The organism is Roseovarius nanhaiticus (assembly GCF_900156535.1).
Classification (GTDB): domain Bacteria; phylum Pseudomonadota; class Alphaproteobacteria; order Rhodobacterales; family Rhodobacteraceae; genus Roseovarius; species Roseovarius nanhaiticus.
This window is the reverse complement of the sequence record NZ_FTNV01000002.1, coordinates 1-13,844: the sequence shown is the minus strand read 5'-3', so window position 1 is coordinate 13,844 and position 13,844 is coordinate 1. Positions and strand designations below refer to the sequence as shown.

The window sequence follows — 13,844 nt, the reverse complement described above, 5'->3', positions numbered from 1 at the left end:
CCGCTATTCCGCCGCTGGCAGGATGCGGCGTGATTGTGCCGCCTGCGCGTTATACGCCTCCTGCCAGTCGGTCGGCCCGTTAGAATGCGAGACCTGCACTGCCGTCACCTTGTACTCGGGGCAATTGGTGGCCCAGTCAGAATAGTCGGTGGTAATGACGTTGGCCTGTGTGTCGGGATGATGGAAGGTCGTATAGACCACCCCTGGTGACATCCGCTCGGAGATCTTTGTGCGCAATGTCGTCTCGCCCGAGCGGGACGCCAGCTTGATCCATTGCCCGTCCTTGATACCCCTCACGTCGGCGTCATGCGGGTGGATTTCCAACAAATCCTCGTGATGCCATTCACTGTTGGCCGTCCGCCGCGTCTGTGCGCCCACGTTATACTGCGACAGGATCCGCCCGGTGGTCAGCAGGAGGGGGAAACGCGGGCCGGTCTTTTCTTCGGTCGCGACATATTCGGTGACGATGAACCGTCCCTTGCCCCGCATGAAGCCATCGACATGCATCAACGGCGTGCCGTCCGGATGCGCCTCGTTGCACGGCCACTGGACCGAGCCTTTCTCCTCCAACACGTCATAGGACACGCCGGCAAAGCTGGGCGTGGTCGCCGCGATCTCACCCATGATCTGGCTGGGATGCGTGTAGTGCCAGCCCGCGCCCATGGCATTGGCAAGAAGTTGTGTAACCTCCCAATCGGCATAGCCATTGAGCGGCCTCATCACCTCGCGGACGCGGTTGATGCGCCGCTCGGCATTGGTGAAGGTGCCGTCCTTTTCGAGAAAGGTCGAGCCGGGCAGGAAGACATGCGCGTAGTTCGCCGTCTCGTTCAGGAAGAGGTCATGCACGATGACGCATTCCATAGCGGCAAGGCAGGCGGCGACATGCTTGGTGTCAGGGTCGGATTGCAGAATATCCTCGCCTTGGCAATATAGCCCTTTGAAAGTGCCGTCGACGGCGGCGTCCAGCATGTTGGGGATGCGCAGCCCCGGCTCGTTGTCGATCTGGACGCCCCAGATTTCTTGATAGATTTCGCGCACGTCGTCATTCTTGACATGCCGATAGCCAGGCAATTCATGCGGGAAGCTCCCCATGTCGCAGGAGCCCTGAACGTTGTTCTGCCCGCGCAGCGGGTTCACACCAACACCGCGGCGTCCGACATTTCCGGTCAGCATGGCAAGGTTTGCGATACCGATGACGGTGGTCGAGCCCTGGCTGTGCTCGGTCACTCCGAGGCCGTAATAGATCGCGCCGTTGCCGCCGGTGGCAAAGAGGCGCGCGGCGGCGCGCAGATCGGCAGAAGGAACGCCGGTCAGCATCTCGGTTGCCTCGGGGCTATGGCGCGGATTGCTGATGAATTCGGCGTATTCGCTGAACTCCTCCCAGTCGCACCGCTCGCGGATGAACGCCTCGTCCATCAGCCCTTCGGTCACGATCACATGCGCGATGGCCGAGACGACGGCCACGTTGGTACCGGGACGCAGCGGGAGGTGGTGCGATGCCTCGATATGGGCCGAGCGCACAAGGTCGATCTTGCGCGGATCGATCACGATGATCTTGGCCCCCGCGCGCAGGCGCTTCTTCATCCGGCTGGCAAAGACGGGGTGCGCGTCGGTCGGATTGGCGCCGATCAGGATGATGACATCGCTATCCTCGACCGAGTCGAAATCCTGTGTGCCGGCGGAGGTGCCAAAGGTCTGGCCAAGGCCATAGCCGGTGGGCGAATGGCACACGCGCGCGCAGGTGTCGGTGTTGTTATTGCCAAACACCGCACGGGTCAGCTTCTGCACCAGGTAGGTTTCTTCGTTGGTGCAGCGGCTGGAGGTGATGACGCCGACAGATTTCTTGCCATACCGCTCTTGCAGCCCACGCATCCGCTGCGCGGCAAAGCTCAGCGCCTCGTCCCAGCTGACTTCCTGCCACGGCTCGTCGATGCTGTCCCGGATCATCGGATTGAGGATACGGTCCTTGTGATTTGCATAGCCATAGGCGAACCGTCCCTTGACGCAGCTATGACCGCGATTGGCCTTGCCGTGCTTGTAGGGAACCATGCGCACCAGCTCGTCGCCGTTCAACTCGGCCTTGAAGGAGCAGCCGACGCCGCAATAGGCGCATGTGGTGATGACGGATCGCTCTGGCGTACCCAGCTCGACGATGGATTTTTCCTGTAGCGATGCGGTGGGGCAGGCCTGCACACACGCGCCGCAGCTGACGCAATCTGAGGCCATGAAATCATCGCCCGCAGCACCTGCCGACACGCGGCTCTCGAATCCGCGGCCCTCAATGGTGAGTGCAAAGGTGCCTTGAACCTCTTCGCAGGCACGCACGCAGCGCGAGCAGACGATGCATTTGCTGGGATCATAGGTGAAATAGGGGTTCGACTGATCCTTCGGGATGTATTCGGGGTTGCCCAAATCGCCGGTGCCGGGGCGTGCGCGTGCGCGAATGTCGCCCGCCGCCAGCGTGCCGATGCCCAGAGGATCGTAGTGATTGCGCCCGGCTTCAAACCGCTGATCGCGCAGACCCACAGCGCCGGCCATATCCTGCAATTCGCAATCGCCATTGGCGCTGCAGGTCAGGCAATCCAGCGGGTGGTCCGAGATATAGAGCTCCATCACGCCCTTACGGATCTTCTTGACCTTCGAGGACTGGGTGCGCACGGCCATGCCCTCGGCGACCGGCGTGGTGCAGGAGGCGGGCGTGCCGCGGCGGCCTTCGATTTCGACGACGCAAAGGCGGCACGACCCCCATGCCTCCAAGTTGTCACTCGCGCAGAGCTTGGGAATCTGCATTCCAAGTTCGGCGGCGGCGCGCATTACGGATGTGCCCTCGGGCACGGTCACCGAAAAGCCGTCGATGGTCAGGGTGACGGGCGCGCCGGTCTTGGCGTGCGTGCCCATGTCGCGGTCGTCCTTGGACGTGGGGATGATAAAATCTTTCATTCCGCTGCCTCCTTCTGGGTGGCGAAGTCATCGGGGAAATGGGTCAGCGCCGACATGACCGGGAACGAGGTAAATCCGCCAAGCGCGCAGAGCGAGCCGTCGGTCATCGTCTCGCAGAGGTCGGTGAGCAGCGGGATCGCGTCGGCGTCGCCGCGCGCGATACGGTCGATCGTCTCGACGCCGCGCACCGATCCAACCCGACAAGGGGTGCATTTGCCGCAACTCTCGATGGCGCAGAATTCCATGGCAAAGCGCGCCATTCGCAGCATGTCCGCGCTGTCATCAAAGACGACCAGCCCCGCATGGCCCAAAAGCCCGCCCTTGGCGTCCAGCTCCTCATAGCCCAGTGGCGCATCGAAATTCGAGACGGGGATATAGGCGCCCAAGGGGCCGCCCACCTGAACCGCCTTGACCGGCCGACCCGATCGTGTGCCGCCGGCCAGATCATTCACGATCTCACCGAGGCTGATGCCGAACGCCGTCTCGAAAAGGCCGCCGCGCGCCACGTTGCCCGCGATCTGCAAGGTCACGGTCCCGCGTGAGCGGCCCATGCCGAAATCTGCGTAATGGTTCGCACCGCGCTCAAAGATCACTGGCACGGTGGCAAGGCTGATGACGTTGTTCACAACGGTCGGACGCCCAAGAAATCCCTCAAGCGCAGGCAGAGGGGGCTTGGCCCGCACAACCCCGCGCTTGCCTTCGAGCGAGTTGAGCAGGGACGTCTCCTCGCCGCAGACATAGGCGCCCGCGCCCACGCGCACCTCCATGTCAAAGATGCGGTCCGAGCCGAGGATTCTCGCGCCCAGTACACCCTTCTGCCGCGCGATGCGGATCGCATCGTTCATTACGGCGATCGCGTCGGGATATTCCGAGCGCAGATAGACGTAGCCCCGCGTCGCACCGACGGCGAGACCGGCAATCGCCATCCCCTCGATCAGGGTAAAGGGATCGCCTTCCATGATCATGCGGTCTGCAAAGGTGCCGCTGTCGCCCTCGTCAGCGTTGCACACGATGTATTTCTGCGGCGCCTCGGCCTCCAGCACTGTCTTCCACTTGATGCCGGTGGGAAAGCCTGCACCGCCGCGACCGCGCAGCCCGCTATTCGTGACTTCTCCCACAATTTCGGGCGCGGTCATGGCAAGCGCGCGCCGCAGACCGGCGAGGCCTCCATGCGCCTGGTAGTCGGCTAGGCTGAGCGGGTCGATCACGCCACATCTCGCAAAGGTCAGACGCGTCTGGCGTGCGAAGAAGGGGATGCCCTCTACCGGTCCATGCCCTTCGAGCGTCCCGTCCAGCAGCGCCGACACATCATCCGCGCCGACGGGACCGAAGGCCTCGCGGCCTGCGCCTCGGTCGATCTCGACCAGCGGCTCTAGCCAGATCATCCCGCGCGTGCCGGTGCGTACCAGCGTCACGTCAATGCCGCGCGCGGCTGCCTCGGCGCGGATGGCCTCCGCCACCTCATCGGCTCCAAGCGCCTTGGCGGCGCTGTCCATGGGAACATAAATTTTCATGCGCCCGCCTCCGTCACGATGCGTTCAAGACGGGGGGCATCGAGACGGCCCACCACATTGCCGTCCACCATCGCCGCGGGTCCGCAGGCGCACAGGCCAAGGCAATAGACCGGCTCGACCGTCAGGGCGCCGTTCGGGGTGGTCCCGTGCCAGTCAAGGCCCAGTTTTGCCAGCGTTTCTTCGGCCATGACATCGCCGCCGACAGCCTGACACGCCTCGGCGCGGCAAATCTTGATAACATGGCGACCGGCGGGAAGTTCGCGAAAGTCGTGGTAAAACGAAACTACGCCATGCACCTCGGCGCGGGTCATGTTCAGCACATGGGCGATGCGCGCTACCGCGCCGGCGGGAATGTGTCCGTATCGGGCCTGCAAATTATGCAGCATCGGCAAGAGCGGGCCCTCGCGGTGCTTGTGCTGCGCAAGGATCGCGTCGATCTCGTCATCGTTCGGGAGGGGGGGCGTCTCTTGCATGGCTGACCTTTTGGCTATGTTGCCTCAAGGGTAAGCGCAGCTTTGTCAGCCAATCAATATCGGTTTCCCGTCTACCGATTGAAAAAATCAATCACTCGTTTCGGCAAGTTGTGCCGCGTGCCTGAGAAGCGCCTGAAGTGTCGGGGTGTGCGGCTCGCGGTAGGGGGCGACCAGACCCACGGTCGGGTGGCGCAGATTGCCCGACAACGGCACCAGCCGCAACGCCTTGCCCTGACTGAGAAAACGCGCGATATCGGCCGGCAGGATAGTCAGCCAGTCGCCCCGCTCGACATTGGCGACAAGCACGACGGCGGAATCGGATTCGATCCAGGCATCCGGTGTCGCACCGGCGTCGCGAAAATGTCCGTTGATGATCCGCCGGTTCTGGTTTTCAGGTGTCAATAGCGCCAACCTCTCACCCTCCAACTCCTTCCAGCCGACGGCGTCGCGGCTGTAGAACTGCGAAGCCTTGTTGCAGACTAGCATGTAGCGCTCGCGATAGAGCGGTTCGGTGCTCAGCCTGCCCGTTGGCTCATTGTCCAGATAGGTGATGCCCGCATCGACATCCAGATTCTCGATCATCGACAGGATTTCGATGGATGTGCGGGACAAAAGCGTGAGGCGCACATTGGGGTTCTTCTCGCTGAACCGCGCCGAGAGCTGCGCGGCCCAGGTAAGAGCGGTCGGAATGACCGCGACGCGCAACTGGCCGGACAACCCATTCCTTGTGAATCGCATCTCCTCGCGCAGCTGCCGCGCATCGCCGACGATCCGCCGCGCCCACTCGAGCGCGCTGTGGCCCTCGGGTGTCAGCCCCCCGAATTTCGAGCCACGAAAGACAAGTTTAACGCCCAGTTGGTCCTCCAGATTCTTGATGCCCGTCGACAGGGTCGGCTGTGTGATCCCAAGTTCTTCGGCGGCCTTTCCGAAGTGCTTCTCCTTGGAGAGAGCAATGAACATTTCAAGTTTGTCGATCATGGAGAACTCATTTCAAGACCAGGGCGGAGAAGGCGCTATCAGCATGGAACTTGTTCGGCTGCGAGTCCCTCAAGGCACAAAGCCGGGTCACGCTCCCAATGGTGTCTGCATTTATCCCTGCGGAGTGACGACTTGGCAACAGCATAGCTGATTGACTCAATAAACGTCATATTGTCGGTCTCATGTGGCTCGCGGAAGATCAGCCCTGTAATTGTAAAAACCTGCCGCGAACCTCCTTAGGTCTTCGTGGGTTTTGCCTCCACAAATCAAGGACCGTGACGCGGACGAAGCAGACCCTGCGGCCTAAATTTCAAAAAGTATTGAAGTCCATCTCTTTAAAATAGGTTCGCCTGCTAGCGGGAAAAGGCAATCCGCAAAATGCTGATTGACCCAATGTCCGCTCCCTGCGCACAGCTGCCGTTGGTCCAGAGCGCAGCGAAGGTCTGCTGTCCTGAAGGTTTTTCGATGCGGGCCGCGGCGCACCGGTGGCCATCCTGCAGTGGCGGCCCGCGTTGACAAACCTCGGAAGGAGGAAGCCGCGGGGGTCTGGGATCAGCCTATGGGGAAAGTGCGCGGACGCTTGGGGCAACCATTGGATCTGGTTGCGGCTGATAGCGTGGCTGGCGACCGATCCGCCCTCTGATTGCTCCAACAGCACGGAGGGATTGGGGGCGAATGCACCCAAGCGGCCTGGCCGGTGACGGCAGGCACAATCCAGCCTGGCAGGGTTTGCAGGGAGCAGCCGGTGCCATTCTGTAAAAGAGGATCGATGACAGGAGATTTATCATGCGGACCGTTCCCTGGGTGGTGCGCGCGACATCGGTTTCTGCCCGCGCCGGAGGATCTCGATGATGCGCATGGGGCCGCCATAGCAGGGGCATGGCTCGCGCAGGGTGAGCGGGGCGGCCTCCGCCTCGGCACTTGGCGCAACGGTGTCTTCTGGGCGTTGTAGGCAGAGCAAGGCGCGGATCTTCGGAAGGTTGGCCTTGCGGGTCGAACTGGCCAGCAGGCCGTAGTGCCGGATACGGTGGAAGCCGTTCGGGAGGACGTGGATGAGAAAGCGGCGGATTAACTCGTGGGTGGCCAGCCGCATCACCCTCTGGCGATCCCCGCGCTTTATGCGGTAATCCTTCCAGCGGAAGGCCACGATATCGGCATCAGCGCTGACCAGGCGGGCGTTCGAGATCGCCACCCGGTGGGTATAGCGGCTCAGGTAGGCCAGCACCGCCTCGGGGCCACCGAAGGGCGGTTTGGCGTAGACCACCCATTCGGATTTGCGGAACGGGGCGAGCCAAGAAGCGAATGTATCTGCTTCAGCCAGCCCTTCGAGATTACCGAAGAAGGTGAGTTTGCCCGCGCGGTGCAGGTCCATTAGCCCATCCAGAAACAGGCGCCGGAACAGGCGGGACAGCACCCGCACATGCAGGAAGAAGCCAGGGCGGCAGGCGATCCAGCGGCTCCCGCCCGGCGACAGGCCGCCACCGGGAACGATCATGTGGACATGCGGGTGGTGCGTCAGCGCCGATCCCCAGGTGTGCAACACGCTGGTCATGCCGACCCGCGCGCCCATGCGCTTGGGATCGGCGGCGATGGTCATCACCGTTTGCGCCGAAGATTTGAACAGCAGGCCGTAGACCGCCCGCTTGTTCCAATAGGCGACCCGGGCAATCTCTGCTGGCAGCGTGAAGACGACATGGAAATACTCGACCGGCAACAGATCCTCGGCGCGCGCATCCATCCAGTCGCGTGCCGCCGGCCCCTGACACTTCGGGCAGTGCCGGTTCTTGAAGGAATTGTAGGCGATGTGGTGGTGGCCGCATTTGGTGCAGCCCGCCACATGCCCGCCGAGCGCCTCGGTCCGGCAGGCCTCGATCGCCGACATTACCTTGAGCTGACACAGGCTGACATGCCCTGCATTGGCCCGCCGCCATGCAGGGCCATGAGCGCGAAAGATGTCAGCGATCTCCAGCTTGGGCCGAGCCACGGCCCCCGAGCGTTATGCCAACCCTCGTCGAAGGGTCTCGTCTTGCAGCAATTTGATCTGCTCATAGGGGCTGACCGTGCTACGGATCGTCTTGGTGGCCACATGGGCATAGCGCGCCGTCGTGGTCAGCTTGGCATGCCCGAGCAAAACCTGGATGACCCGGACATCCGTGTTCGCCTCCAGAAGATGCGTCGCAAAGCTGTGGCGGAGCGTGTGCAGCGTTGCGGCCTTCTTGATACCCGCCATTTGTTTTGCCGAGGTGAACGCCCGATTCAATTGCCGCGGCGACAGCGGGTTGATCTTGGGCTTGCCTGGAAACAGCCAGCCCTCCGGGCGGGACTCGCGCCAATACTCGCGCAACAACGCAAGCAGGTTGGGCGACAGCATTGCCTTGCGATCTCGTCCGCCCTTGCCGTCATCGACGTGGATCAGCATCCGATCGCTGTTGATGTCGGTGACCTTGAGATGGCATACCTCCGAGGCGCGCAGCCCTGCACCGTAGCTGATGCCGAGAGCAGCGCGATACTTGAGCCCGGGCCCGGGAACGGCGGGCCAACAGATCGGCCACCTCCTCGACGCTTAGGACGATGGGTAATTTGCGGGGCTTGCGGTGAAACTGCATGAACCGCTTCATGTCTTCGCGTCCGCAGGTGGTGCCGAAAAAGAAGCGAAGCGAGATAATACGCACATTGAACGTGCTGGCCGACACCCCGTCCTCGGTCATCTTGAGCTGATACGAGCGTAATTCCTCTGGCGTGGCCGTGTCAGGTGGCCGCCCGAGAAACGCCGCGAAATGCTTCACGTTGCGGATATGAGCTTTCTGGGTCTTCTCGGCCAAACCCCGAATGTTCATATCCTCGATCATCCGCTGACGCAGCGGTGTTACTTTTTCCTCTGTCATGGAAGCCTCCTGTCTATCGAGTGAGAAGGCCCCAATCGTCAGGCAGGTCAGGAAGATCGCAAAATGCGCATCATTGGGGGAAATTCACACCATCAGCCAAGAACGCCAATGCCGCGGAGCGGCTTAGTCCTCCCGCCCTTCATGCCCAAGTGATGGTCTGGCGGCTACTCGTTTAGCATCCGCCTCACATGGTCCTCTTCACCTTAGACGCATCTTCTGAAATCGGAGATTGCCTTGGAAGAGAGGGTTAACGAAAATATCAAGATAAGCTCGGTATCGATCCGCCGGATCCAGAAGGTGCGCCCTATCACCAGCGCTGACAGCAAGGCCCTTCATGCCGCTGGGAGGCTATGTCTGTTGATATACCTTTCCCTCCCCACGCGGTAAATTCTGTTCGTAACGTCAGCAAATTCCTTGAGGACAAACTCAATCTTGCTGCCATGTTGGTTATTGTTGGCTGAGGGATCGTGTGGCGGCCCGGGCTGTCACGTGCGGTGGCATCCATAGGTGAGACGAGTTTCCTTAGTGTGACCCATCGGCATGCGCCGCGGAATATTGGCAATACCCGCAGTCGAAAGGCGGTAGCAGTGCCGGAATAGAACAGAAGGAGCAGGTGCCAACATCGATTAGTTTGGCAAAGTGGTCATTGCGCAGCCGACGTGGCGGCCTTGCGGGGGGAGGGGAGGCTGATTTGGCGCCGGTGAACAGCATGAGCAGTAAAATCATATGATCAGTTTTCGCCAGTTGCCCGACGACCATCCGGATTTCATCTACTCCCCGCTGCTTCGCGCGGCACGGTTGACGCTGGGCTATATGGTTGAGACCGGACCCATCGGCATCACGAAGACCAAGGCATTCAAGCGGTACTTTGTACGATGGGCTGCGGAGCATTTTGAGTGGCCGGGTAGAAGCTATGATGACCTGATGCGCTATCACAAGTGTTCAACGAGTATGACTTCCCGCCGCTGGAGCTTCTTCACTTCCTGCTTGTCGAATTAAAGCTCGGGCGACATTACCGCGAGGAATTCCGGCTGACGAAGCGGGGCCTGCAAATGGCACAGGCACCCGGCGCGTTATTTCGGCACCTGATCCCATTTTACATTCTGGACGTCGATCACGCATCATATGGGCGCTTGCAGGATCGCCCGGTCGGCGGCTGGGACGTGTGGCTGAATGTCATGAATCTTGAAGTGGAAAACGGCGCCAGCGAGCGCGCCCTTTTCAAAGCATTTTATGGCGAGGACTCTGATTGGGACAATGACGGCTGGCGGGAGGTGGCAGCATTCTCTCATTGCGTGCTGAAGCCTCTCGAATGGTCTGGCTTGTTGTCCATCCATGAGACAGCCGAAAAGCGGCGGGCAGCACACATGTGCTTCAAGACTCCGCTATGGCAGTCCGCGCTGTCACTCGACACCGATAGCATGCTTACCCCTGCGCCAAGGCATTGACTCGAGGCGCCGTTCGCATCGTGGACGGCGTTGTAAGGGGATTCCGGAAGTTCCTGGGTCTGCTTCGCTCTCTTTTTCGTCGAAGGCCTCTACTGTGTGTAAATCGGGACGCTTCGTCGGCGGTTGATGGGGCGGAGGCTGCCATGGTCAGTCTCCTGGGATGGATTTGAGCGGGTTCGGTTCCACTTGGAATTTCGACTTCCAGCCACCTGGGCATGGAGATCATCGCATCGAGGGAGTGATCAGTCCCCACAGCGCGCTGTTGGTCAGCGATGATCATCGAATGTCTTTGCGCCGGGTCACTCAATCGAGACTGACCGGCTTGCTTGCCTCCTTTCCGTAAGCAAAATGGAATTCCAAGAAGGCCGACATGTGCTGTGCGTCCGTCCTGTCAGATATATGGAAGTGATAGAGCGGCACCGGAAAAGTTTATTTTTTGTATGTATGCCAGGCCCTCTGCTAGTTCTTCAAAAAGGGAGGGTCAAGGCGATAAGGTCTCGCATGTGATTGCACACTGGGCACTGCGACCTTCGCGTCGATGGCAAGAGACATCGTGCCGTAGATTTCGACGCAGGGTGTGCCAAAGCCTTGGCATAGCCTTTCCACGGTTCAAGCCCCCCGTGAAGCAATGTTGCGAATCACTCGTTTGGCCTGTGGCAGTGTTTCGAACCTACACCCCGGATTTCGATCGTACTGATCCGTTGCAAAAATGGCGCGCGTACAAGCGGGGTTTTGTGCCAAATTCGAATGAACGGTCGGCCCTGCAACATAAAACCTTCAGGCACTTGGAAGGGTGAATGATCGGATATCATAAAAGGTTATATTTACCAGATGCTTAAATTACCCCTCAATTTCTCTGGGTTCATTCCGCAGCGGACGGAAAGGATCGCAGCAAATAAATTTTGGCCGAAATCAACGGTTGTTCGATGGGGTCTGACGGGTAGTTTCTGGTTCTCAAGCGAGGGCTGAGCGCCGGAGGTTACCCGGCAGGACGCATAATTTACTTCGAGAAATAGCCATTGGGCCAACCTTATCATCGACTGCGTCGAATCCCGGCGGGCGATGGGAAGAACCCGGCCACCGAGGAGAAGAAGAACATGGTCGAAACCCAGCGGTAACGCAGCAGACACCCCGCAGGACGTAACATCTGCACCCGGAGCCGCCTGACGACAAGCGGCTCTACCCACAAAACCAAAAATCAATATCGCAGCCTGCGGGCAGCGTCGGAGGTCTCTCCGTCGGGCGGTATCGTCATGTGAAAAGGACAAAAAATGCCGATTTTTTCGGAGGGCATCGTATTGCCTGCACCATCGCGGGCAGACCGCAAAATTCAAAACGTTTCCAAGTGGCACTGCACCACGCATGCCGTCCGTGGGGCGGGCCCCGGCATCCGCATGCAGGGCGAAAGCAAGCTGGAGATGGATCACCAGTCAATCCAGTATGCGCAGCCTGATGTCGCGGATATCGTCGAGCAGGTTCTGTTCAAGTTCGGCTGGCGGAATGAGAAGCGCCATGTCTTTGACATGATGGTCACCAAGACGAGCGGCGAGAGGGTCGCATGCACCGTCAAGCCCACGTCAGGATTGGAGTCGCAAGACTTTCTCGGAAAGATGGAAGTCGTGGCCTGGTGGGTTCAGGAGAAGAAATTCGCCTCTTCGGTGCGTCTGCTGACCGAGGCAGATATCGATCCCATCACTCTGCACAACGCTAACCTGAACACGGCTTTGCATGACAGCGATCCCGACGCGGAAGCCGCTGTACGCAAGGTCGCGAGTCCCCTCCGCGGCGCTATCAGCATCAAAAACCTCACAGATGAGGTCGGCCTGAAGGAGCGCGGATATCGCGCGATCCTGCGGTTGATCTCGAAGCGCGAACTTCAGCCCGTTCACCACGAGCGCACGACCCCCAATACTCTCATCCAATGGAAAGGCCATCAGTCATGAACGCTATTGTTAAAGGCGATACCTTCGCAAAATCCACCTCTGTCAAATCTGGCTTTCGGATCGAGCAGGCCGACCGCCTGACAATCGAGGGCAAACGTTTCGACTGGGCCGGCAAGTCGGGTGACACGATCTTTCTGCAACCTGCGGACGGGCAGGGGTTGACCGAGCAATTCAGCATGGGGATGCTCTCGCGTCTCAGCGCGGCCGGGGCAATCAAGCATGAGGTGGGGTATTATCTGCCGGATGACTTGAAGCCCGCGCCCTTGGCGAAAGGCGCTTTGTTTCAGGTGTCAGATCTGAACTCTTCTCAGAAGAAGAGGTTTTACAATCGCTATGTCCAGATCATGGCAATTGAAGACATGGTTTCAGAAGGTCTCATCCTTCCAAATGCGGCAGATATCGAGGCATCGGAGAAGGAGATTGAAACCCGGGCGACCGCCTACTTGAGGCAAGAGGTCACCGAGCGCGACCTGTTGAATCATGCTTTGGAACATCAACAGTTGCCGAAGTCGGTTGCGAAATCGGTGCGCAAAGGTCGCGGCGGCGGCAGCAAGAACGGCGTTGTGCTCTACTCAGCGGATTATCTCCGCAAACTCTACAACCGGTATCAAAAACATGGCCTGTCTGCCCTCGCTGACACGCTGTCCAAGTGTGGAAACCGGAGCAGTGGGTTTCGCCCGGCAGAGCAATCGCTTCTGATGTCGACGATCCGTGCAAGCTACCTGACGCTGGAGCGGAAAACGCTGAAAGCAACCGTTGTTGATGTCCAGCGGGCATTCCATAATGCAAATAAAGGCCTTAAAAAAGGTGAACTGGCTCTTCGTGTCCCCGGACGCGACGCTGTCCGCACCGCCATCAAGAAACTGGATCCTTTGCGCGTCATGATCGCCCGCCACGGCCGGGAGTATGCGATCAAGAAGCTGCGTCCGGTCGGCACAGGCTTGGAGGTTTCGCGCCCCGGTGAACGCGTTGAAATGGATGAATGGTGCATTGACCTGCAGTCGATCATCCATTCTGCCAATCTTAAAGAGTTCTTCGGCGCCGAGCTTCTGGATCAAATCGGACTTGATGGAGACAAAGCGCGCTGGTGGCTTGTTCTGGCGATTGATTGTCGGACCAAAATCATCCTCGGTATGAAACTGACGCGGAACCCTTGCACCAGTGCGGCACAGGAATGTCTGCGCATGATCGTGAGTGATAAGGGCCAGTTGGCCGCTGCCTCGGGCGCTCCAACATCATGGTCGATGGCCGTGAAACCTGAAGTGCTGGTCACGGACAATGGGCCGGCGTTCAAAGCGGAGGCGTTCACCAATTGTTGCCTTGATCTGCGCATTCAGACTTTGCGGACCCATGCGGGGGTTCCGGGCATGCGCGGCACAGGTGAGCGGATTTTCGGCACTTTCAGCACCGATTTGATGCCGCGACTGTCGGGGCGCACCTTCTCAAATTCGATCGAGCGCGGTGACTACAAATCGCAAGACAGGGCCTGCCTGAACGCCGAGGATGTCGCATTCATTCTGGTGCGTTGGGTCGTGGATATCTACCACAACTCGCCGCACCGTGGCCTCGGTGGCCGCACTCCATTGGAACAATGGGACGCTGATATGGAAGACGGAAACTACCCGCTGAGTGGGTTGCCAGATATCGCGTCAAAGCGTCTCGC

8 protein-coding genes and 1 pseudogene are annotated in these 13,844 nt (G+C 59.8%); 3 read left to right on the top strand and 6 right to left on the bottom strand.

The genetic code is table 11. The annotated features are described in order from the left end of the window. Positions 1 to 3: 3 nt before the first annotated feature. The 6 genes and pseudogenes from fdhF to BW975_RS10275 form a co-directional block, all read right to left on the bottom strand. Entirely contained in the window at positions 4 to 2,940 is a 2,937-nt protein-coding gene (gene fdhF, locus BW975_RS10300; RefSeq protein WP_076533680.1) for a formate dehydrogenase subunit alpha, read from the bottom strand. After that, positions 2,937 to 4,454, bottom strand: a complete 1,518-nt coding sequence (locus tag BW975_RS10295) for a formate dehydrogenase beta subunit (RefSeq protein WP_076533677.1) — start codon at positions 4,452 to 4,454, stop codon at positions 2,937 to 2,939. Before BW975_RS10295 ends, fdhF begins: the two co-directional genes overlap by 4 nt. After that, positions 4,451 to 4,927: a formate dehydrogenase subunit gamma gene (locus BW975_RS10290; RefSeq protein ID WP_076533674.1), complete on the bottom strand. Its 477-nt coding sequence runs from the start codon at positions 4,925 to 4,927 to the stop codon at positions 4,451 to 4,453. The genes BW975_RS10295 and BW975_RS10290 overlap by 4 nt, the downstream gene beginning before the upstream one ends. Before the next feature lie 87 nt (positions 4,928 to 5,014). Then, a complete protein-coding gene (locus BW975_RS10285; RefSeq protein WP_076533671.1) occupies positions 5,015 to 5,905 on the bottom strand; it encodes a LysR family transcriptional regulator in 891 nt (296 codons plus the stop codon). Between the two features lie 784 nt (positions 5,906 to 6,689). Then, a complete protein-coding gene (locus BW975_RS10280; protein ID WP_076533669.1) occupies positions 6,690 to 7,889 on the bottom strand; it encodes an IS91 family transposase in 1,200 nt (399 codons plus the stop codon). 12 nt (positions 7,890 to 7,901) lie between these two features. Then, positions 7,902 to 8,790 (bottom strand): annotated as a pseudogene (locus tag BW975_RS10275) (tyrosine-type recombinase/integrase). 938 nt (positions 8,791 to 9,728) lie between these two features. Between BW975_RS10275 and BW975_RS10270 the strand changes: the two are divergent. The 3 genes from BW975_RS10270 to BW975_RS10260 form a co-directional block, all read left to right on the top strand. Next, entirely contained in the window at positions 9,729 to 10,238 is a 510-nt protein-coding gene (locus BW975_RS10270; protein ID WP_335743499.1) for a hypothetical protein, read from the top strand. 1,271 nt (positions 10,239 to 11,509) lie between these two features. After that, the gene (locus BW975_RS10265; protein ID WP_076533667.1) at positions 11,510 to 12,181 is read left to right on the top strand and encodes a hypothetical protein; all 672 of its coding nucleotides are present in this window, start codon (positions 11,510 to 11,512) and stop codon (positions 12,179 to 12,181) included. Then, positions 12,178 to 13,844 (top strand): DDE-type integrase/transposase/recombinase (locus BW975_RS10260; protein ID WP_076533665.1); only part of this gene is annotated, 1,667 nt, incomplete at its 3' end. The genes BW975_RS10265 and BW975_RS10260, both read left to right, overlap by 4 nt.